General features: G+C 67.4%; 19 protein-coding genes. 9 read left to right on the top strand and 10 right to left on the bottom strand.

The window, feature by feature from the left end:
- The first annotated feature begins 64 nt into the window (after positions 1 to 64).
- The gene (locus EJP69_RS08495) at positions 65 to 952 is read left to right on the top strand and encodes a LysR family transcriptional regulator (RefSeq protein WP_126469411.1); all 888 of its coding nucleotides are present in this window, start codon (positions 65 to 67) and stop codon (positions 950 to 952) included.
- A 7-nt stretch (positions 953 to 959) separates the two neighbouring features.
- On the opposite strand, the gene EJP69_RS08490 is transcribed toward EJP69_RS08495, so the two are convergent.
- From EJP69_RS08490 to EJP69_RS08475, 4 genes are all read right to left on the bottom strand, one after another.
- Positions 960 to 1,787 carry an AraC family transcriptional regulator gene (locus EJP69_RS08490; protein WP_126469409.1) on the bottom strand — a complete coding sequence of 276 codons (828 nt, stop codon included), beginning with the start codon at positions 1,785 to 1,787 and terminating at the stop codon, positions 960 to 962.
- Between the two features lie 34 nt (positions 1,788 to 1,821).
- Positions 1,822 to 2,814 (bottom strand): sialic acid TRAP transporter substrate-binding protein SiaP, encoded by a 993-nt coding sequence (locus EJP69_RS08485; RefSeq protein ID WP_126469407.1) that lies wholly within the window; start codon positions 2,812 to 2,814, stop codon positions 1,822 to 1,824.
- Between the two features lie 95 nt (positions 2,815 to 2,909).
- Positions 2,910 to 3,758, bottom strand: a complete 849-nt coding sequence (locus EJP69_RS08480; protein ID WP_093207332.1) for a fumarylacetoacetate hydrolase family protein — start codon at positions 3,756 to 3,758, stop codon at positions 2,910 to 2,912.
- 34 nt (positions 3,759 to 3,792) lie between these two features.
- Positions 3,793 to 4,551: an SDR family NAD(P)-dependent oxidoreductase gene (locus tag EJP69_RS08475; protein ID WP_126469405.1), complete on the bottom strand. Its 759-nt coding sequence runs from the start codon at positions 4,549 to 4,551 to the stop codon at positions 3,793 to 3,795.
- A 218-nt stretch (positions 4,552 to 4,769) separates the two neighbouring features.
- On the opposite strand from EJP69_RS08475, the gene EJP69_RS08470 reads away from it, so the two are divergent.
- Genes EJP69_RS08470 through EJP69_RS08455 form a run of 4 tightly spaced genes read left to right on the top strand, consistent with a single transcriptional unit; the run spans position 4,770 to position 9,088 of the window.
- Positions 4,770 to 5,486 (top strand): FadR/GntR family transcriptional regulator, encoded by a 717-nt coding sequence (locus tag EJP69_RS08470; protein WP_126469399.1) that lies wholly within the window; start codon positions 4,770 to 4,772, stop codon positions 5,484 to 5,486.
- 48 nt (positions 5,487 to 5,534) lie between these two features.
- On the top strand, positions 5,535 to 7,061 hold the full coding sequence (locus tag EJP69_RS08465; RefSeq protein ID WP_126469397.1) for a UxaA family hydrolase: 1,527 nt from the start codon (positions 5,535 to 5,537) through the stop codon (positions 7,059 to 7,061).
- Positions 7,062 to 7,093: 32 nt separating this feature from the next.
- On the top strand, positions 7,094 to 8,026 hold the full coding sequence (locus tag EJP69_RS08460; RefSeq protein WP_126469395.1) for an SMP-30/gluconolactonase/LRE family protein: 933 nt from the start codon (positions 7,094 to 7,096) through the stop codon (positions 8,024 to 8,026).
- A gap of 3 nt (positions 8,027 to 8,029) precedes the next feature.
- Positions 8,030 to 9,088 carry a malate/lactate/ureidoglycolate dehydrogenase gene (locus EJP69_RS08455; protein ID WP_126469393.1) on the top strand — a complete coding sequence of 353 codons (1,059 nt, stop codon included), beginning with the start codon at positions 8,030 to 8,032 and terminating at the stop codon, positions 9,086 to 9,088.
- 8 nt (positions 9,089 to 9,096) lie between these two features.
- Here the strand turns inward: EJP69_RS08455 and EJP69_RS08450 are convergent, their stop codons facing one another.
- The 4 genes from EJP69_RS08450 to EJP69_RS08435 all read right to left on the bottom strand — a co-directional run bounded on the left by EJP69_RS08450 (position 9,097) and on the right by EJP69_RS08435 (position 12,942).
- Positions 9,097 to 9,990 (bottom strand): DMT family transporter, encoded by an 894-nt coding sequence (locus EJP69_RS08450; RefSeq protein WP_126469391.1) that lies wholly within the window; start codon positions 9,988 to 9,990, stop codon positions 9,097 to 9,099.
- 184 nt (positions 9,991 to 10,174) lie between these two features.
- Positions 10,175 to 10,825 (bottom strand): nucleoid occlusion factor SlmA, encoded by a 651-nt coding sequence (gene slmA / locus EJP69_RS08445; protein WP_093207315.1) that lies wholly within the window; start codon positions 10,823 to 10,825, stop codon positions 10,175 to 10,177.
- Positions 10,826 to 10,894: 69 nt separating this feature from the next.
- A complete protein-coding gene (gene argB / locus EJP69_RS08440; protein ID WP_093207312.1) occupies positions 10,895 to 11,788 on the bottom strand; it encodes an acetylglutamate kinase in 894 nt (297 codons plus the stop codon).
- Between the two features lie 56 nt (positions 11,789 to 11,844).
- Positions 11,845 to 12,942 (bottom strand): MraY family glycosyltransferase, encoded by a 1,098-nt coding sequence (locus EJP69_RS08435; RefSeq protein WP_093207307.1) that lies wholly within the window; start codon positions 12,940 to 12,942, stop codon positions 11,845 to 11,847.
- 45 nt (positions 12,943 to 12,987) lie between these two features.
- On the opposite strand from EJP69_RS08435, the gene EJP69_RS08430 reads away from it, so the two are divergent.
- A complete protein-coding gene (locus EJP69_RS08430; protein ID WP_126469389.1) occupies positions 12,988 to 13,737 on the top strand; it encodes a glycosyltransferase family 2 protein in 750 nt (249 codons plus the stop codon).
- Between the two features lie 21 nt (positions 13,738 to 13,758).
- Here EJP69_RS08430 and EJP69_RS08425 read toward each other — a convergent pair whose 3' ends face one another.
- Together EJP69_RS08425 and EJP69_RS08420 are read right to left on the bottom strand one after the other, a co-directional pair.
- A complete protein-coding gene (locus EJP69_RS08425) occupies positions 13,759 to 14,742 on the bottom strand; it encodes a glycosyltransferase family 2 protein (protein ID WP_126469387.1) in 984 nt (327 codons plus the stop codon).
- Positions 14,743 to 14,752: 10 nt separating this feature from the next.
- Entirely contained in the window at positions 14,753 to 16,615 is a 1,863-nt protein-coding gene (locus EJP69_RS08420; protein ID WP_240652090.1) for a glycosyltransferase family 2 protein, read from the bottom strand.
- A 203-nt stretch (positions 16,616 to 16,818) separates the two neighbouring features.
- On the opposite strand from EJP69_RS08420, the gene EJP69_RS08415 reads away from it, so the two are divergent.
- From EJP69_RS08415 to EJP69_RS08405, 3 genes are read left to right on the top strand one after another with little or no spacing between them, the layout of a single operon-like run.
- Positions 16,819 to 18,237 (top strand): mannose-1-phosphate guanylyltransferase/mannose-6-phosphate isomerase, encoded by a 1,419-nt coding sequence (locus tag EJP69_RS08415; RefSeq protein ID WP_126469385.1) that lies wholly within the window; start codon positions 16,819 to 16,821, stop codon positions 18,235 to 18,237.
- Positions 18,234 to 19,037, top strand: a complete 804-nt coding sequence (locus EJP69_RS08410) for an ABC transporter permease (protein ID WP_126469383.1) — start codon at positions 18,234 to 18,236, stop codon at positions 19,035 to 19,037. Before EJP69_RS08415 ends, EJP69_RS08410 begins: the two co-directional genes overlap by 4 nt.
- A gap of 3 nt (positions 19,038 to 19,040) precedes the next feature.
- Positions 19,041 to 19,742: an ABC transporter ATP-binding protein gene (locus tag EJP69_RS08405; protein WP_093207291.1), complete on the top strand. Its 702-nt coding sequence runs from the start codon at positions 19,041 to 19,043 to the stop codon at positions 19,740 to 19,742.
- Positions 19,743 to 19,751 lie beyond the last annotated feature (9 nt).

Here is a 19,751-nt window from a genome sequence, read left to right as displayed (position 1 = left end):
CGCACGTTCCCGTAAATGAAACTCTCGCGACTTCAGAATTCCTGAAAGAGGAACTCTCCACACCATGTCCAACCGCCTCGAAGCCCTGCGCGTGTTCTGCGCCGCCGCCGATGCCGCCAACTTCCGCGAGGCGGCCGCGCGGCTGTCGGTGTCGCCGCAGGTGGTGACACGCGCGGTGCGCGAGCTGGAAGACGAGCTGGGCGAGCCCCTCTTCCATCGCAGCACGCGCGGCGTGCAGCTCACGGACTTCGGCCAGCAGCTGCTGGAGCGGGCCCGCACCGCGCTGAACGGCGTCGACGAGCTCTTCCATCGCACCGACCGCCGCGCGCTCTCGCAGCACCAGGGCACTGTGCGTGTCACGGCGCCGGGCATCTTCGGACGCCAGTTCATTCCACGGGCGCTGGCGCCGATGCTCGCGGCGCACCCGGGGCTGGTGCTCGACCTGCGCATTTCCGAATCGCATGCCGACGTGGTCGGCGAGCAGATCGACATCGGCGTGCGCGTCGGGCCGCTGCGCGATGCTCGCTTCGTCGCGCGGCCGGTCGGCCGGATGGCGCTGCACGTGGTGGCGGCACCTTCGCTGATCGCGCGTACCGGAGTGCCGAAGAAGATCGACGCGCTCGCCTCGATGCCGCTCACCGCGCTGATCGACCGCAAGTCGGGCCGGCCCTGGCCGATGATGTTCCGCAAGGACAGGCAGCTCGCGATCACCTCGCCGGCCTTCGTCACCGACGACTTCGACTCCGAATGCGCCGCCGTGCTCGCGGGCCTGGGCTTCGCGCAACTGATCGGCTCGCTGGCCGAGCCGCAGATCAAGACCGGCGCACTGGTTCCGGTGCTGGAAGCCGAGGCGCCCGAGCCGTGGCCGATCTACGTGTATCGCTCGCAGCGCGCACCGGTGCCGGCGCGCGTGCGGCTGGTGTACGACGAGCTGATCCGCGTGCTGCGCTGACCGCGGCCTAACGGCAGGCCCGCTGCCACGCGCCGGGCGTGAAGCCGAAGTGACGCGCGAAGATGCGCGTCATGTGGCTCTGGTCGGCAAAGCCGCTGGCGGCTGCGGCGTCGGCGAGGCCCGTGCCGCGGCGAATCAGGCCTCGTGCGCGCTCGGCGCGCTGCAGCAGCAGCCATGCGTGAGGCGGCACGCCGTAGGCTTTCTCGAAACGGCGCAGCACCTGGTAGCGGCTGAGGCCAGCCATCGCGGCAAGATCCGAAAGCTTCGGCGGCTCGTGCAGGTCGTCGGCCAGCCGCTCGCGCAAGCGTCGCATGTCGCCGCCGGCCGTGGATGAAGGCGGTGGCGGCCTCGTGGAATGCGCTTCGAGCAGCAGGCCGCAGACCTCGACCAGAGACTCCTCGCAGGCCAGTTCTTCCGCACTGCCCTCCTTGTCGGCGTGCCATGCGTCGAGTCGCACGAACAGCCGCTGCAGCGTGTGGCGCAGCCGGGCGTCCTTGAGCACAGGCCGCGTGAACTCGACTTCCGGACCAGCGTCGCCCCTGATGCCCTCCATCACGCCCGGATCGAGATACACCATGCGCCAGCGCCTCGAGGGCCCGCCCAGCGGCTGCCCGTCATGCACCTCGCCGGGATTGGTGGTGATCAGGTCGCCCGCATACGCATCGACCTTGCCGCGCCCGCTGGCCGAGCTCTGGGCGCCCTGCTCGAGCAGGCCCAGCCCGTAGGTCGCGTGCCAGTGCCGGCCGTAGTGCAGCGCGCTGTCGATGGACGTGCCGTAGACGCCCTCCCACGGGGAGCCGAAGACCTGGCAGCGATGGACCGGGGGCACCTGCATGCGACGGATGATCGCAGACAGGCGGCGGAGAGCCTCAATGCGTCCCGGGTTTCACCAGGTCGCGGATCTTCTCGTAGTCGCCGGGCCGCGCCTGCAGCTCCGCCGGCGACACGGTCTTCAGCGCCGCCTCGACGAAGCCCGACCGGTCGGGCCGGATCACCTTGATGCCGGTCTCGCCCAGCTTGCCTTCGGCCACGAGTTCGCGCGCGATGATCTGCACGCTGGCCCACACGGCGTCCTTGCGGATGACGTCATTCACGATGGTGCGATCGCTCTCGCTCATGCGCTGCAGCGCGCCGGGCGAGATCACGATGCCGAGCATGTCGTACATGTGGCCCGTGAGCGTGACGCTCTTCTGCACCTCGTAGAACTTCTTCGCGAGGATGGTCGGCAGCGGGTTCTCCTGCGCGTCGATCTCGCCGCTCTTGAGCGCGTCGTACACCTTGGCGAAGGGCATCGGCGTGGCGGTGGCGCCCATGCTCTTCGCGAAGAGCTTGTAGGTGGGTGCGTCCGGCACGCGCAGCTTCAGGCCCTGCATGTCCTTCGGCGCGTTGACCGGCTTGTTCGAGGTGACGTGCCGTGCGCCGTAGTAGATGGCGGCCATCAGGTGGTTGCGGCTCTGCGTCTCGTAGCCCTTGCGCAGCTCGTCGAACACCGGGCTCACGAGAAAGCGGCGCACGTGGTCGGGGTCGGTGAACAGGAAGGGAAAGCCCACCACACCCAGCGGCGCGTAGTCGCGCGAGAGCACGTTGAGGCCGATGTAGGCCATGTCGATCTCGCCGGAGGCGAGTTTCTTGCTGTAGTCGGCCTCACCGCCGAGCGCGCTGGCCGGAAAGATCTGGATCTCGACGCGCCCCGCGGTGGCCGCCTTGATCTTCTGCGCCATGGCCTCGGCCTGCGTGTGGAACGGCTCGCTGGTCTCGTAGCCATGCGCCCACTTGAGCGTGACCGGCGCGGCCTGGATGCTCGTCGCGCCCGCGATCAACCCTGCGCCCAGCACGAGCGCCTTCATCACCAACCGTCTCATCGTCTGTCTCCACCACCGTTGTTCTTGAAATTCTTCGGGAGGGACGCGGCGCACACGCGTGGGTGCGCCGCGCCATGGCCATGAGCCGGCCGGGCTCAGAGCTTGAAGGGAATCACTTCCTGGCGCTGGTCGCCCAGGCCTTCGATGCCCAGCGTCATCACGTCGCCCTTCTTCAGGAAGAGCGGCGGCTTCATGCCCATGCCCACGCCCGGGGGCGTGCCGGTGGTGATGACGTCGCCCGGCATCAGCGTCATGAACTGGCTCACGTAGCTCACGATCTTGGCCACGGTGAAGATCATGGTCTTGGTGCTGCCGGTCTGCACGCGCTGGCCGTTCAGGTCGAGCCACATCGCGAGCTTCTGCGGGTTGGGCACTTCGTCGCGCGTCACCAGCCAGGGGCCAATGGGGCCGAAGGTGTCGCAGCCCTTGCCCTTGTCCCAGGTGCCGCCGCGCTCGATCTGGTATTCGCGCTCGCTGATGTCGTTGATGGTGCAGTAGCCGGCCACGTAGTCGAGCGCGCTCTTCTGCGGCACGTAGCGCGCGCGAGTGCCGATGACCACGCCGAGCTCGACTTCCCAGTCGGTCTTGACCGAGCCCTTGGGCAGCATCACCGGGTCGTTCGGGCCCTGGATGCAGCTGTTGGCCTTGGTGAACACCACGGGCTCCTTGGGCACCGGCAGGCCGGATTCGGCCGCGTGGTCCGCGTAGTTCAGGCCGATGGCGATGAACTTGCCCACGTTCGCCACCGGGCTGCCGAAGCGCGGCTTGCCCTTGACCAGCGGCAGCTTGTCGATCTTCTGCTTGCGCAGCTTGGCGAGGGCGGCATCGCCGAGCTGCTCGGGGCCGATGTCCTTGACGACGGCGCTCAGGTCGCGCAGCTGGCCGTTGTCGTCGATGAGGCCGGGTTTTTCCTTGCCGGGGTTGCCGTAGCGGACGAGTTTCATGCTTTCCTTTCAGTTTTCAGTGCATTGAAATTGATCAATACGTGGAGCGCCCGCCGGAGAGGTCGAAGACCGCGCCGGTGGAGAACGAACAGTCTTCGGTGCAGAGCCAGCCGACCATCGCGGCCACCTCTTCCACCGTGCCGAAGCGGCCCATGGGAATCTTCGAGAGCATGAAGGCGATGTGCTCGGGCGTCATCTGCTCGAAGATGGCCGTCTTCACCGCCGCGGGCGTCACGCAGTTCACGCGGATGCCGGTATCGGCCAGCTCCTTGCCGAGCGACTTGGTCAGGCCGATGACGGCCGCCTTGCTCGCGCTGTAGGCGCTGGCGTTGGGGTTGCCGTCCTTGCCGGCCACCGAGGCGATGTTGACGATGCGGCCATAGCCGCCGCCGTCGCCCTGCGTGCGCATCTGCGCCACCACCTCGCGGCAGCACAGGAACACGCCGTTGATGTTGACCTCCATCACCTGGCGCCAGGCGTCCACGGGGTAATCCCACAGCTTCGTGTTGGGGCCGGTGATGCCGGCGCTGTTGACCAGCGCGTCGATGCGCGGCGCGTGCGCCAGCGTGGCCGCCACTGCCCCGGCGACCGAAGGCTGCTGCGACACGTCGACCTTCAGCGCGAAGGCCCTGGGGCCCAGCGATTCGGCGGCCTTCGCGGCGGCCTCCTCGTCGCGGTCCCACAACGTGACGCTGCCGCCAGAGGCGATGAGCCGCTGCGCGATGCCGAAGCCCAGCCCCGTGGCACCACCGGTGACGACCGCGTGGCGGCCGTTGAAGTCGAGCTGGTTCATGCAGCGATGCCCTGCCCGGCGGCGGCGACCCGTGCGGTCTTTCCGTTCGATCTCATGGGGCGTCTCCTCGGGCCATGTCCTGGGGCCGTGTCCTCGGGTTAGGCCCGATGATGGTGCGGGCGATATGGCGTATTCTGAATTGGCCTTACCACTTGGCCAATTCAGGACAACCCTTAACCCCTTTTTCGTCTCTCTTTCCCCACCCTCTCCTCCGCTCCGTGCCGATCCAGACCCTCGAACCCCAGCGCCTCTACCGCCAGATTGCCGAACAGTTGCGCGAGCTCATCGGCAAGGGCGAATTCGCGGTGGGCGCGCGCATTCCCGCCGAGCGAGACCTCGCCCGGCAGCTGGGCGTGAGCCGGCCGTCGGTGCGCGAGGCGCTGATCGCGCTGGAGGTGGAAGGCTGGGTCGAGGTGCGCACCGGCTCGGGCGTGTACGTGCTCGACCGCTCGCAGCGCACGCCCCCGCCCGCCAATGGCGCGGCCGGCATCGAATGGGGGCCGCTGGAAATCATCCGCGCACGCCGCCTGGTGGAAGGCGAGACCGCCGCCACTGCGGCCCAGCACGGCAAGCGCAAGGACGTGGACGCCATGCGCCGCGCCATCCGCATGATGCGCGACATGGCCGCGCGCAACGAAGTGCCCCACGAGGGCGACCGGGCCTTCCACCTGGCCATCGTCAACGCCTGCGACAACGTGGTGCTGACCGAGACGGTGCAGGGCTTCTGGGAGTCGCGGCACGGGCCGATCTTCGCCCGGATGATCGATTACTTCGAGACCATGGAGTCGTGGCAGGCGGCCATCGGCGAGCACGAGCTGATCCTCGACGCCATCGCCGCGCGCGACCCGGCTGCCGCGCGCAGCGCCATGCACGAGCACATGGACAAGTTCCACCAGCGGTTCAGCGCGAGCTGGCGCCGCACCAAGGCTTTCTGAATCGGGCCTCCTGAATCCGGCCTCCTGAATACGAGAAGAAACCCCACGATGACCCCCTACATCCGACTCCACCCCGCCGACGACGTCGTCATCGCGCGCTCCCAGCTGCTCGGCGGCACCGCCGTCGAAGGCGTGGCCGTGCGCGGCCTGATCCCGCCGGGCCACAAGATCGCGATGCGCGACATCGCCCAGGGCGAGCCGGTGCGCCGCTACAACCAGATCATCGGCTTCGCCAGCCGCACCATCGCCGCCGGCGAGCACGTGCACACGCAGAACCTCGACATGGGCCCCGACAAAGGCGACTTCGAACGCGACTACGCCTTCGGCGCCGACGTGAAGCCCGCCCCCGCGAAGCGCGAAGCCACCTTCATGGGCATCAAGCGCGCCGACGGTCGCGTGGCCACGCGCAACTACATCGGCGTGCTGACCAGCGTGAACTGCTCGGCCACGGCCGCGCGCGCCATCGCCGACCACTTCTCGCGCAAGACCAATCCGCAGGCGCTGGCGGCCTTCCCGAACGTGGACGGCGTGGTGGCGCTCACGCACGGCACCGGCTGCGGCATGGACACGCAGGGCATGGGCATGCAGATCCTGGAGCGCACGCTCACGGGCTACGCCACGCACCCCAACTTCGCGGGCGTGCTGGTGGTCGGGCTCGGCTGCGAGGCCAACCAGATCAACGCTTGGCTCGCGACCGGGCACCTGGCGGAGGGCGAGAACTTCCGCACCTTCAACATCCAGGACACCGGCGGCACGCGCAAGACGGTCGAGAAGGGCGTGGCGCTCATCAACGAGATGCTGCCGCGCGCCAACGCGGTGAAGCGCGAGCCCTGCAGCGCGGCGCACATCACCATCGGGCTGCAGTGCGGCGGCTCGGACGGCTACTCGGGCATCAGCGCCAACCCGGCGCTGGGCGCGGCGGTCGACCTGCTGGTGGCGCACGGCGGCACCGCCATCCTGAGCGAAACGCCCGAGGTGTACGGCGCCGAGCACCTGCTCACGCGCCGCGCGGTGAAGCGCGAAGTCGGCCAGAAGCTGGTGGACCGCATCAAGTGGTGGGAGCACTACACCGCCATCAACGAGGGCGAGATGAACAACAACCCCTCGCCGGGCAACAAGGCGGGCGGGCTCACCACCATCCTCGAGAAGTCGCTTGGCGCGGTCGCCAAGGGCGGCACCAGCAATCTCGAGGCGGTGTACGAATATGCCGAGCCCGTCACCGCGCACGGCTTCGTCTACATGGACACGCCTGGCTACGACCCGGTCAGCGCCACCGGGCAGGTGGCCGGCGGCGCCAACCTGATCTGCTTCACCACCGGACGCGGCTCGGCGTATGGCTGCGCGCCCTCGCCCTCGCTCAAGCTCGCGACCAACTCGGCGCTGTGGCAGCGGCAGGAAGAAGACATGGACATCAACTGCGGCGAGATCGTGGACGGCACGGCGTCGATCCAGGAGATGGGCCAGCGCATCTTCGAGCTGGTGCTCGCGACCGCCTCGGGCGCGCACTCGAAGAGCGAGCAGCATGGCTACGGCCAGAACGAATTCGTGCCGTGGCAGGTCGGCGCGGTGATGTGACCTGAACGAACCCATCGACGACGAGGAACGGCATGGCGACTCTCCCCTTCGGCTTCCTGGAAGGCACCGGCTTCGAGCAACTGGACCCGCGTTTCAAGGGCTGCATTCCGGGCCCCGAGCGCGTGCAGCGCCTGTGGACCGGCGCGCGCTGGTGCGAGGGCCCCGCGTGGTTCGCGGCGCACCGCACGCTGGTGTGGTCGGACATTCCGAACAACCGCATGCTGCGCTTCGACGAGGTCAACGGCACGGTGGGCACCTTCCGCGAGCCGTCGAACAACACGAACGGCAACACGGTCGACCGCGAAGGCCGGCTCGTCAGCTGCGAGCACCTCACGCGGCGCGTGACGCGCACCGAGCACGACGGCACGATCACCGTGCTGGCCTCGCACTGGAAGGGCAAGCGGCTCAACTCGCCCAACGACGTGGTTGTGCATTCGGACGGTGCCGTGTGGTTCACCGACCCGAGCTACGGCATCCTCTCCGACTACGAAGGCCTGAAGGCGGACAGCGAGATCGGCGCCTGCCATGTCTATCGCATCGACCCGGCCAGCGGCGAAGTCGAGCGCATGGCCGACGACTTCGTGAAGCCCAACGGGCTGGCGTTCTCACCCGACGGAACGCTGCTGTACATCGCCGACACGGGCGCGAGCCATGCGCCGGACGGTCCGCGGCACATCCGCCGCTTCAGAGTCGGCCCTTATGCGAAAAGGCTGGATGGCGGCGAGGTGTTCGCCGAATGCACCAGCGGCCTGTTCGACGGCTTCCGCCTCGACACCGAAGGCCGCATCTGGACCAGCGCGCTCGACGGCGTGCACGCCTACCACCCCGACGGCACGCTGCTGGGCAAGATCCTGCTGCCCGAGCGCGTCGCCAACGTGTGCTTCGGCGGCCCCAAGCGCAACCGCCTCTTCATCTGCGCGACCACGTCGCTCTACGCCATCACGCTGAACGCCAAAGGAGCCTGATCCATGTCCAGAACACTGAATGCAGACGAGCTGCAGGCCAACGTCGCCCGCATCCTCGAAGCCGCCGGCAGCTCGCCCGCCGAGGCGCAGCAGGTGGCGGCCAACCTGGTGCTGGCCAACCTGAGCGGCCACGACTCGCACGGCGTGGGCATGCTGCCGCGCTACGTCGACGCGGTGGCCGAGGGCGGGCTGAAGCCGAACGCCGTGGTGCGCGTGAACCTCGACATCGGCACGCTGATGGGCCTGGACGGCCAGCACGGCTACGGGCAGATCGTCGGCGTGCAGGCAATGGAGCTGGGCATCGCGCGGGCGAAGCAGCACGGCAGCTGCATCTTCACGCTGGCGCATGCGCACCACCTGGGGCGCATCGGGCACTTCGCGGAGATGGCGACGGCGCAGGGGCTGGTGGCCATGCACTTCGTCAACGTGCTGTCGCGGCCGGTGGTCGCGCCCTGGGGCGGCGGCGACGGGCGCTTCGGCACCAATCCGTGCTGCATCGGCATTCCGCTTTCGGGCGCAGAGCCCTTCGTGCTCGACTACGCGACCAGCCGCGTGGCGCAGGGAAAGATGCGCGTGGCGCACAACAAGGGCGAACGCGTGCCCGACGGCTACCTGATCGACGAGAACGGCGCGCCGACCAACGACCCGGGCGTGGTCGTGGTGCCTCAGGGCAACGGCCTCTTCGGCGCGCTCATGACCTTCGGCGAGCACAAGGGCTACGGCATGGCGGTGGCCTGCGAGCTGCTCGGCGGCGCGCTCACCGGCGGCGGCACCTGGCACCGGCCGGCGGATACGGCGCGCACGGTGCTCAACGGCATGCTCACGGTGCTGATCGATCCGGCGCGGCTGGGCACGCAGAAGTCCTTCGACGAGGAAGCCCGGGAGTTCGTCGGCTGGCTGCGGCAGAGCCCGCCCGGCCAGGGCTTCGACGAAGTGCAGATCGCGGGCGAGCCGGAGCGCAAGGCACGCGTGGCGCGGCGCAAGGACGGGATCTGGGTGGACGATGCGACCTGGAACGAGATCGTCGCGGCCGGAGCGAAGGTGGGCGTGCAGGTTTCGTAAAGCCCCGGCTACGGACGGCGGGCGCTTCGCGACTTCTGGCTGAGCACGAGCGCGATGCCGCCCAGGATCGCCACGGAGGCCGCCGCCAGCCGCGGCGTGATCGCCTCCGACAGGAACAGCACGCCGCCGAACGCGGCCAGGAGCGGAACTGACAGCTGCACGGTGGCCGCGCGCATCGCGCTCAGGCGGCTCAGCGCCGCGTACCAGACGGCATAGCCGAGGCCCGAGGTCAGCGCGCCGGAAATCACGGCGAGCAAGATGCCGGCCCCATCCGCACGGGCGCTGGCCGCGAACACCAGGCTGAGCGCCAGGGCGAGCGGCACGGCCCGCGTGAAGTTGCGCGCCGTGGCGGCCAGCGGATCGACCACGCCACGCCCGCGCAGGGAATACACGCCCCAGGCGACGCCCGCGACAGCCATCAGCACAGCCCCCAGAAGCGGCGGCGCGGCAACGCCCGGGGACACGAGATAGACCAGCCCGCCCGCCGCCAGCACGAAGCCGAACCACGCGAGCGCCCCGAAACGCTCGCCGCCTGAGCGCAGGCCCACGCCGAACATCGTCAGCTGGACCGCGCCGAAGAGGATCAGCGCGCCCGTGCCCGCCGGCAGGCTGAGGTAGGCGAAGGAGAAGAACGCGACGTAGCCGAACAGCATGACGGCGGCCAGCCAGTCGACGCGGGCGGGCGAGACCGGAGGCTGCGTCCTGAACCGCACGATGAGCCCCAGCACGAGCGCTCCCGCCACGAGCCGGACGCTGCCGAAGGTCGCCGCGTCGATGCCCCGGTGCTGCAAGGCGAGCCTGCACAGCAGCGAATTGGCGGCGAAGGCCAGCATCGCGAGCGCCGTGAGGAGGAATGTCTGCAGCGTCGGCCGCAGGCTGTCGCGTGCATCGTCACCGGGCATGCCCGGACACCCGCGACAAGCGGGGCTCCACCAGATCACCGACCGTGCCATGGCTCATGCGCCCTCCGTGGAGGAAACTGCGCAAACACAGGCTCGCCGCCGGGGGCCGGCGGCAAGGGCTGTGGATGATGCTACGCCGCTGGAAGGCTCGAGGCGAGCCGGTCGGCCCCCGTGCTGGGTACCCTCAGACGATCAGCGCGATCGTCGCTTCGAGGTGCTCCGACGGCGCGCGGCGGAAGCCCGAGCGCGCGAAGCGCTGCAGCTGCCCCACCACGAAGGCGGTGAGCGCCGCGGCGCGCACCTGCGCGTCGACGCTGGGCGTGGCCGAGCCGTCGGCCGCGGCGGCGCCGCGCAGCACCTGGCGCAGCGTGGCTTCGATCTTGTCGAAGAACTGGTTCATGCGCTGCTGCAGGCGCTCGTTCTCGTAGACCAGCGCATCGCCCACCATGACGCGCGTCATGCCGGGATTGCGCTCGGCGAACTGCACGAGCAGCGTGAGGATCTTGGCAGCCTGCTGGGCGCCGGTGGCGCCCTCGCGCTCGAGGATCTGGTTGACCAGCGTGAAGACGCTCTGCTCGATGAAGTCGATCAGCCCCTCGAACATCTGGGCCTTGCTCGCGAAATGACGATACAGCGCGGCTTCGCTCACCTCGAGCCGTGCCGCCAGGGCGGCGGTGGTCACGCGCTCGGCACCGGGCTGCTCGAGCATCGCGGCCAGCGCCTGCAGGATCTGCACGCGCCGCTCTCCCGGCTTCGGGCGCTTGCGCACCGGAGGGGTGGACGTTTCCGTCGGCGTGTCTACGCCGGAAGCACCTGTCGTCTCTTCGTTCTGCATGGGAGCGCGTGCAAAGATGTAATCAATTGATTCTCGCACAGCGCAGTAAGCACGCGCCCACCCGGCCCGTCAGCGGGCGCGGATCATCGTCCCGTAAGCCTGGTCGGTCAGGATTTCCAGCAGCATCGCGTGCGGCACCCGTCCGTCGATGATGTGCACCGCGTTCACGCCGCTCTTGGCCGCGTCGAGCGCGCCTTCGATCTTCGGCAGCATGCCGCCGGAGATGGTGCCGTCGGCGAACAGGTCGTCGATTTCGCGCGCGCTGAGGTTGGTGAGCAGCTTGCCGTCCTTGTCGAGCACACCGGGCGTGTTGGTCAGGAGCATGAGCTTCTCGGCCTTGAGCACGGTGGCGAGCTTGCCGGCGACGACGTCGGCGTTGATGTTGTAGCTCTCGTTCTCCTCGCCGAAGCCGATCGGGCTGACCACCGGGATGAAGGCGTCGTCCTGCAGCGCCTTGACCACGCTGGGGTCGATGGAGACGATGTCGCCGACCTGGCCCACGTCATGGTGCAGGTTGGGATCGTTGCGGTCGGCCATCTTGAGCTTCTGCGCGCGGATCAGGCCGCCGTCGCGACCGGTCAGGCCCACGGCCTTGCCGCCGGCCTGGTTGATCAGGCCCACGATGTCCTGCTGCACCTCGCCGGCCAGCACCCATTCGACGACTTCCATGGTCTCGGCATCGGTCACGCGCATGCCCTGGATGAAGCTGCCTTTCTTGCCCAGGCGGTTGAGTGCCGCCTCGATCTGCGGACCACCGCCGTGCACCACCACCGGATTCATGCCAACCAGCTTGAGCAGCACCACGTCTTCGGCGAAGTCGGCCTGCAGCGCAGGGTCGGTCATGGCGTTGCCGCCGTACTTGATGACGATGGTCTTGCCGTGGAACTTGCGGATGTACGGCAGCGCCTGGGCCAGGATCTCGGCCTTGTCGCGCGGGGGGATGTTGAGGACGGGGTCGGTCATGGGCGGTCAGGCTCCAAAGCGAAGGACGGGAGAAATTCTCGCAAAGAAAGATGTCGTCAGGGTCGCAGCCAACGTGGGACCTTGAAGCGCACGATCATCAGATAGGCGCCCACGTAGGTGGTGACGAACAGCAGGCAGAAGAACATCAGCACGATGGTGTTGTTCCAGAACAGCACCGCCGGCACCACCGACAGGGCCGCGAACATCCAGAGATACGGCGAGGTACGGTTGTTGCGCGCCAGCAGCTGCCGGGCCTCGTCGTCCGCGAAGGCCACGCGCACGATGCGGCGGAAGATCAGTTGGTGGAAGTGCAGCGCGTCGGCGGTGCCGGGCGACTGGCCGCGCGCCAGCTTGCGGTAGATGGAGAACAGCGTCTCCCACACCGGGTAGATCAGCAGCAGCATCGGGAACCAGGGCGACACCACGCGGTGGCGCTGCACCAGCGTCACGCAGGCCACGGCGATCACCATGCCCCAGACGTAGGCCCCGCCGTCGCCGGCGAAGATCTTGCCGCGCGGGTAGTTCCACACCAGGAAGCCGAAGGTGGCGCCGACCAGGCAGATCACCATGGCGGCCAGTTGCCGGTCGCCGACCTGCAGCGCCACGTGGGAGATCGCCAGGCAGACCAGCACGGCCACGGTGCCCGCGAGCCCGTTGTAGCCGTCGATGATGTTGAAGGCATGCGGCAGGCCGCCGATGGCCAGCGCCGCGAAGAGCACGGTGGCATAGGGAACCATCGCCAGCCAGCCGTCGACCGTCTCGAAGCCGGTGCGCGCCACGCCCAGACCCAGCAGCCAGCACACCAGCAGCGCCGAACCGATGGTCAGGCCCAGCCGGTAGCGCACCTTCACGCGCTGGGTGACGTCTTCGACGATGCCGCCCAGCACCGCCGGCAGGATGCACACCAGCGTGAGCATCGAGGTCGTGACCGGCCACGAGACATTGAACGGATCGGTGCCGGTGATGCCGGCGGCCAGCCAGGCCGCCCCCATGCCCAGCAGGATGCCCGCACCGCCCAGGCGCGGCACGTGGCCCTTGTGGAAGCGCTGGGGCATGTCGGCGCCGTAGAGGCGGGCATGCCGCCGCGCACGTCGCATGAACACCTGGACCGAGAAGGCGGCGACGAAGAAACTGATGACGATCAGAGCAATCATGTGTGGGGGTTGGGGAACCCTAGAATTCCCGGGCGAAATTAGACCATGCCCACGCCCCCCTCCTCCCGCCACCCCGTCACCATTTCGATCGTGAGCCACGGCCAGCTCGCGCTGGTGCTGCCGCTGCTGGAGCAGCTGGACAGACACAGCCGCGCCGTCATCGACAAGGTTTTGCTTACATTGAACATTCCCGAGGCCGACGTGCTTGCCGGCCGCAGCTGGGGTTTCGAGGTGGAGCGGATCGAGAACGCAAGCCCCAAGGGCTTCGGCGCCAATCACAACCAGGCGTTCGAGCGCTGCGACACGGACTGGTTCCTGGTGCTGAATCCGGACATCCGCTTCGACAACGACGTGCTGTCGCCGCTGCTCGCACAAGCCAAGGCCGACGCCGGCCTGCTGACGCCGCGCATCCTGGAGCCCGGCAAGACCGAGCCGGAGCCGCACCGGGCACTGCTCACGCCACTGGAAATCGTAGGAAGAAAGAAGCCCGGCTACGTGCGGCCGACTGTGCCGGCGTGGATTCCAGGCCTGTTCATGCTGTTTCGCAGCGAGGCCTACCGGCAGGTCGGCGGCTTCGACGAGAAGTTCTTCATGTACGGCGAAGACTTCGACATCTGCGCCCGCACCCGGCTCGCGGGCTGGAAGCTGCAGGTGGGCGAGAACCTGCTCGCCCGGCACGACGCGCAGCGCGAAAGCCATCGGAGCAGGAAATACCTGTACTGGCACGTGACCAGCCTGCTGAAGGTATGGCTGTCGGCCTCGTTCTGGCGCTACCTGCGGCTGCAAGGCCGCTAGCCAGCCGTTCAGCGCAGACGCTCAGCCGCGCTCGAAGACGTCCTGCACGATGGCCTGCTTGCCGCGGCCGAATCGCGCATAGCGGCCGCGCGCAGCCTCCAGAAGGATCGGCAGCAGGCGCAGCGGACGTGCAGCCGGCAACCCCGCCCGGAACCGCTGGTGCGCGACCTTGTCGCGCTGCGCATCCAGACAACCCGCCCGCACCCGCTCACCGAGTTGCTCCAGGCGCTTCAGAAGCGCCTCGGCCCGGCGCAGCCGCGCCACGTGCTTGTCGCCCCGCTCCACGAAGGCCTTCGCCACCTTCTCGGACAGCGTCAGCCGACGCGCGCCGATCTGGTTGTTGCCGTGCTGGCGGTAGTCGATGGTCGGCTCGGGCAGCACGTCCATCCGGCCGGTGGCCGCGGCCACCGCGGCGAGCCACTCGTCGTGCACCCACTCGGGCGCGAACGGCAGCGCCGCATCGAGCAATGTCTTGCGGAACATCGTCGTCGCGCCCGTCACGAGGTTGCGCCTCTGCAGCACGCCGAAGGCCTCGCCGCTCGCGATGGCCTCCAGCTCGGCGGGCCGCACCTCGAGCGCGTGGAAGAGCGTGGAGCCCAGCGGCTTCAGGTCGCCATCGACGAGACGCGCGTCGGTGTGGAGCAGCAGCAGATCGGGCCGCGCCTCGAACTGCGCCACCATGCGCGCCAGCCGGCCGGGGTGCCAGACGTCGTCCTGATCGCACAACGCGATGAGATCGTGGCTGCAGGCGCGCACAGCCTGCTCGAAATTGCGCGTGACGCCCAGCGGCGGAGAGTTGCTGAACACCCGCAGCACGATGCGGTCGGCCATGCCGCACTGGGCGAGCGTGTCGCGCACCACGGCGAGCGTGTCGTCGGTGGAGCCGTCGTCGGACAGCACGATCTCCCGCGGCAAAGGCGTCTGCTCGCAGATGCTCCGGATTTGCTCGGGGAGATAGCGCGCCCCGTTGCGGGTGCAGAGCGCGACGGAGACTTCGAGTGCCATCCTGTCCCGATCAGACAGGCGCCACGCGGGGCGGCCAAGCGTAGCTGAAGTCTTCGCGGGCCAGCATGAGGTTGGGGCTGTAGGCGGGGTCGTTCTGGATCAGGTCGCCCCAGCGCTTGTGCATGTAGGCAGCCTCTTCCTGGAACTGCGCCTGCTTCTGCGGCGAGACGTCCTTGGCACGCGTCGCGGACTCGTGGTGGAACAGCTCGGCATAGGGCGTCCAGACGTTGCGCAGGCCCGCTTCGCGAAGCCGCAGGCAGAAGTCGATGTCGTTGAACGACTCCTTCAGGTTCACCTCGTCGAGTCCGCCCACCTCGAGGTAGTGGCTCTTGCGGATCACGAGGCAGGCCGCCGTGACTGCCGAGAGCGACTGGATCAGCGCCGCGCGGCCGGCATAGCCTTCGCGGCCCATCGGCATGCGACGGTGCGAATGGGCGGCAATGCCACCCACGCCGAGGATCACGCCTGCATGCTGGAGCGTCCTGTTCGGGAACCACAGCCGTGCGCCCACGGCGCCCACGCCCGGCTGCAGCGCAAGGCTCACCATCTCGCTCAGCCAGTCGGGCGTGATGACCTCGATGTCGTTGTTGACCAGCGCCACGAACTCGCCGTTGGCCACCCTCACCGCACCGTTGTTCAGCGCCGCGTAGTTGAAGTCGCGGTCGTCGCGCAGCACGCGGACATTGGGCTTCTCGGCGGCGATGCGTTTGAACCAGGCCAGCGTGTCGGGATCGTCGGAGCCGTTGTCGACGATGATGATTTCGTAGTTCGAGTAGCTGGTCTTCTCCAGGATCGACTGGACGCACTGCCGCGTGAGCTGCAGCGCGTTGCGCGTCGGGATGATCACGGAAACCAACGGTAAGACATCGGGCAAGGCGTAATGCACCCGGTAGCCGAAATCGAGGTGCTCGGCCGTGGCTCGCACGCCGGTGCGCTCGAAGTGCTCGTTCAGCGCCCGCTCGCCCGCGATGGCTGCGTAGGGCTTGGCATTCATCGACTTGGCGGTGCTTTCGACGTGCACGCGCCAGTGATACAGAACGCGCGGAATGTGGCGGATCTGGCCCGGTTCGACACGCTCCATGCAGCGCAGCACGAGATCCCAGTCCTGCGAGCCCTCCATGCCCACGCGGAAGCCGTCGACGGAGCGCATGAGTTCGGTCGAGAGCACGCCCAGGTGGCTGAACATGTTCTGCGAGCGGAAGAGATCGACGTTCCAGTCCGACTTGAAGTAGGGCCCGAAACGGTGGCCGCCTTCGTCGACCTTGTCCTCGTCCGAGTAGATCAGCTTCACGTCAGGATGGGCCGCGATGCAGTCGGCCACCCAGAAGAGCGCGTGGGCCGGCAGCAGGTCGTCGTGGTCCATGAGCGCGACCCAGGGGCCGGAGACCAGTTCGAGCGCGCTGTTGGAGGCCGCCGAGATATGGCCGTTCTTCGGACGGAATAAGACCTTGATGCGCGGATCGCTCTCGCTGTACGACTTGAGAATTTCGCGCACCTCGGCCGACGGCGAGGCGTCGTCCGCGATGCAGAGCTCCCAGTTCGGGTAGATCTGGCTGCGCACCGACTCGATGGCCTCACGCAGCCAGGCCGGTTTGGGGTTGTAGGTGGGCATCACGACCGAAATCAGCGGCCGGTCCTTCATGGCGGCGACGCGCTGGGCGATCTTCTCGCGCAGCTCGGGCGTCAGGGTGTCGTAGCGCTGCACCCACTTCGTGTAGTCGTTGTAGCCGCCGAAGCGCCGTCCCAGCTCCCAGCGGATGCCCGGCCAGCCCGACTTGTTGAACATTCGCCATGCCCGCTGCACGCGCCCCATCATTCCGGGTCCTTGCCAGAGTCCGGCCAGGCCGAGGATGAATCGATAGACAGATTTCATAGAGGAATCGAGCACCGTGGGGCGCGGCGTGTGAGAGAAATACCGGCGAGCCGGGCGGCACCAGGACAAAGCGTCGCGGCCATGCGGGAGGCGATTATCTTCGCAACCACCCGGCGAACTGGCTGGTCCGGGCTGTTTCGCCCCGGAAACAGGGCCACGGGGCTACCCGTAAAATTCGCGAGTTACAAAGCAAAAGGAAAAGAATGAGGCTGCTCTCAGTGGTGCTCTCGGGAGGCGCCGGCTCCAGGCTCTGGCCTGCTTCGCGCCAAGCCTTTCCCAAGCCATTCATGAAGATCGGCGACTCCACGCTGCTTCAACAAGCCATCGAGCGAGGCCAGGCCTGCGGCACGGGCGACCTGATGGTCGTGACCAACAAGGACCACCTGTTCCTCACGAAGGACGTGCTCGGGCAGATGAGCGATCCGCCGGCGACCACCTTCCTTCTTGAACCCAAGGGGCGCAACACCGGTCCGGCCATTGCCCTGGCAGCCCTGCAATGCGCACGTCAGTTCAGCGGCGACACCGTGATGCTCGTCCTTTCCGCGGACCACCTGGTTCCGGACGTGCACGCTTTCGTGGCCAGTGCCACTGAAGCCTTCCGCCTGGCACAAGAAGGGAGTCTTGTGGTGTTTGGCGTGAGCCCGACCAGTCCGAACACCGGCTTCGGCTACATCGAGGTCGAGAACGTCTCGCGCGAAAGCCAGGGGGTCAAACGCTTCGTCGAAAAGCCCGACCTCGAGACCGCACAGAAGTACCTCGCTACGGGCCGCTACTACTGGAACAGCGGGATGTTCGCTTTCACGGCGGACACCATCATCGCAGCGCTCGAGAAACATGCCCCCGACGTGATCCGTGCGGCGAGACATGCACTGGAAACTTCCAAGGCCTCCGGCGATTCGATCAACTTCGACCTGCACGCATTCGGCCTCCAACCTGACATCAGCATCGATTACGCGGTGCTGGAACATGCCTCTAACGTCCACGTGGTGCCCGCCAAATTCAGCTGGAGCGACGTCGGCTCCTGGCCTGCGGTGTCCGATGCCCTGACGCCGGATGCCAGCGGCAACACGCTCCCCGACGACGTCGTCGCCCTCGACACGACAGGCACGCACGTGCAGGTCGAGAGCTATGGCCCGAAGGTTGTCGCGACCGTGGGCGTCCGCGACCTCGTGATCGTCGATACTCCCGATGCTCTGCTGGTACTTCACAAGGACAGCGCTCAAAAAGTGAAGAAGGTCGTCGACGTGCTCAAGGCCCGCAAGCACGACACGGTGCACCTGCCGCCGGTGGTCCATCGTCCATGGGGAACCTACGCCTCGCTCAAGGAAGAGGAAGGTTACAAGGTCAAGCGCATCGCGGTTCGTCCCGGCGAAGCGCTGTCACTGCAATATCATCATCAGCGTGCCGAGCACTGGGTGGTAGTGCAGGGCCAAGGCATCGTGCAGATCGGAGAAGTCGAGCACAAGACCTCCCCTGGCCAATATCGCTACATTCCCCTCGGGGAAAAACACCGCCTGAGCAACACCGGCGACGAAGAGCTGGTGCTCATCGAGGTGCAGTGCGGTGGCTACCTGGGCGAAGACGACATCGTCCGTCTCGCAGACACCTACGGCCGTACATGAGTCAAGTCCACTCCAATCTTCATCGAAGCGCCCTTTCCGACTGGTGGCAGGGCACCCGCCGCACAGACATCTGGTGGACCCTCGCCTGGTTCGACATCGTCTTGCGCTATCGCCGCTCCATGCTCGGGCCGATGTGGCTCACCCTCAGCATGGGCGTGATGATCGCCGGCATGGGACCGCTGTACAGCTCCCTGTTCGGGACCGAGCTGTCGCGCTTCTTCCCCCACCTCGCGCTGGGCATCATCTTCTGGGGCTTCTTCTCCAGCATCGTGACCGACGCCTGCAATGCCTTCATCGGTTCGTCCAACTACCTCAAGCAAGGCTACTTCCCGATCAGCCTGTTCGTCTGGCGCAGCCTGGCGCGCAACCTGATCCAGTTCGCCCACCAGATCGTGCTCTACATCCCGGTGGCGATCTGGGCCGGCGTCTCGCTGTCGTGGTCCGTGCTGCTGGTCCTGCCGGCCTTCGCCGTCCTGATCCTCAATGCGCATGCGCTCGGTCTGCTGCTGGGGCTGATCTGCACGCGCTACCGCGACGTCACCCAGATCATCACCAGCGTGATGCAGATGCTGATGTTCCTCACGCCCGTCTTCTGGCTGCCCGAGAACCTTCCCGGCCGCGCCAAGTACGTGCTGTGGAACCCCTTCGCGCAGATGCTGGACCTGCTTCGCACGCCCCTGATGGGCGGCACCGCGCACATCCACAGCTGGATCGGCATCCTGTTCTGGACGGCGCTGTGCCTGATTCTTGCCGTCTTCGTGTTCTCGAAGTACCGCCGCCGCGTCGTCTACTGGCTCTGATCCATGGCATTCATTTCACTCAAGAACGTCGCCGTCAACTTCCCGATCTACGGAGCCGGCGCGAACTCGCTCAAGAAGACGCTCGCGGCCTCGGTGACCGGCGGCCGCTTCGGCAAGGAAACCGGCGTGACGGTGGTGCAGGCGCTCAGCGGCATCAACATCGAACTGAAGAGCGGAGACCGGCTCGGGCTGGTCGGCCACAACGGTGCGGGCAAGTCGACGCTGCTGCGCACGCTTGCCGGGGTCTACGAGCCGTCGTCGGGCGAATTCGCGCGCCAGGGCACGGTGGCCAGCCTGATCGACCCTTCGCTGGGCATCGAGATGGACGCCACGGGCGTGGAAAACATCATGCTGCGCGGCCTCGTGATGGGCATGAGCAAGAAGGAAATCGACCGCCTGACGCCCGACATCTGCGAATTCAGCGGCCTGGGCGAATACGTGAATATGCCGGTGCGCACCTACTCGACCGGCATGATGATGCGCCTCGCGTTCTCGATCTCGACGAGCGTCGAGGCCGACATCCTGCTCATGGATGAATGGCTGTCGGTGGGCGATGCCGAGTTCACCGAGAAGGCCGAGAAGCGGATGCGGGACGTGGTTTCGAAGTCCGGCATCCTGGTGCTTGCATCGCACTCGCCGGAGCTCATCGCCAAGGAGTGCAACCGGGTGATCCACCTCGAGCACGGGCGGATCGTCGAGCAGTAGCACTCTTCC

The sequence above is a fragment of the Variovorax gossypii genome (assembly GCF_003965815.1).
Taxonomy (GTDB): domain Bacteria; phylum Pseudomonadota; class Gammaproteobacteria; order Burkholderiales; family Burkholderiaceae_C; genus Variovorax; species Variovorax gossypii.
Note: the sequence above shows the minus strand (reverse complement) of the source record. Positions and strands in the feature narration are given on the sequence as shown.

What these genes read in the sequence shown, in the direction of transcription:
- EJP69_RS08495 (WP_126469411.1), top strand. Translation starts at nt 65, where the DNA reads ATGTCCAACCGCCTCGAAGCCCTGCGCGTGTTCTGCGCCGCCGCCGAT.
- EJP69_RS08490 (WP_126469409.1), bottom strand. Translation starts at nt 1,787, where the DNA reads ATGCAGGTGCCCCCGGTCCATCGCTGCCAGGTCTTCGGCTCCCCGTGG.
- EJP69_RS08485 (WP_126469407.1), bottom strand. Translation starts at nt 2,814, where the DNA reads ATGAGACGGTTGGTGATGAAGGCGCTCGTGCTGGGCGCAGGGTTGATC.
- EJP69_RS08480 (WP_093207332.1), bottom strand. Translation starts at nt 3,758, where the DNA reads ATGAAACTCGTCCGCTACGGCAACCCCGGCAAGGAAAAACCCGGCCTC.
- EJP69_RS08475 (WP_126469405.1), bottom strand. Translation starts at nt 4,551, where the DNA reads ATGAACCAGCTCGACTTCAACGGCCGCCACGCGGTCGTCACCGGTGGT.
- EJP69_RS08465 (WP_126469397.1), top strand. Translation starts at nt 5,535, where the DNA reads ATGACCCCCTACATCCGACTCCACCCCGCCGACGACGTCGTCATCGCG.
- EJP69_RS08460 (WP_126469395.1), top strand. Translation starts at nt 7,094, where the DNA reads ATGGCGACTCTCCCCTTCGGCTTCCTGGAAGGCACCGGCTTCGAGCAA.
- EJP69_RS08455 (WP_126469393.1), top strand. Translation starts at nt 8,030, where the DNA reads ATGTCCAGAACACTGAATGCAGACGAGCTGCAGGCCAACGTCGCCCGC.
- EJP69_RS08450 (WP_126469391.1), bottom strand. Translation starts at nt 9,990, where the DNA reads ATGCCCGGTGACGATGCACGCGACAGCCTGCGGCCGACGCTGCAGACA.
- slmA (WP_093207315.1), bottom strand. Translation starts at nt 10,825, where the DNA reads ATGCAGAACGAAGAGACGACAGGTGCTTCCGGCGTAGACACGCCGACG.
- argB (WP_093207312.1), bottom strand. Translation starts at nt 11,788, where the DNA reads ATGACCGACCCCGTCCTCAACATCCCCCCGCGCGACAAGGCCGAGATC.
- EJP69_RS08435 (WP_093207307.1), bottom strand. Translation starts at nt 12,942, where the DNA reads ATGATTGCTCTGATCGTCATCAGTTTCTTCGTCGCCGCCTTCTCGGTC.
- EJP69_RS08430 (WP_126469389.1), top strand. Translation starts at nt 12,988, where the DNA reads ATGCCCACGCCCCCCTCCTCCCGCCACCCCGTCACCATTTCGATCGTG.
- EJP69_RS08425 (WP_126469387.1), bottom strand. Translation starts at nt 14,742, where the DNA reads ATGGCACTCGAAGTCTCCGTCGCGCTCTGCACCCGCAACGGGGCGCGC.
- EJP69_RS08420 (WP_240652090.1), bottom strand. Translation starts at nt 16,615, where the DNA reads ATGAAATCTGTCTATCGATTCATCCTCGGCCTGGCCGGACTCTGGCAA.
- EJP69_RS08415 (WP_126469385.1), top strand. Translation starts at nt 16,819, where the DNA reads ATGAGGCTGCTCTCAGTGGTGCTCTCGGGAGGCGCCGGCTCCAGGCTC.
- EJP69_RS08410 (WP_126469383.1), top strand. Translation starts at nt 18,234, where the DNA reads ATGAGTCAAGTCCACTCCAATCTTCATCGAAGCGCCCTTTCCGACTGG.
- EJP69_RS08405 (WP_093207291.1), top strand. Translation starts at nt 19,041, where the DNA reads ATGGCATTCATTTCACTCAAGAACGTCGCCGTCAACTTCCCGATCTAC.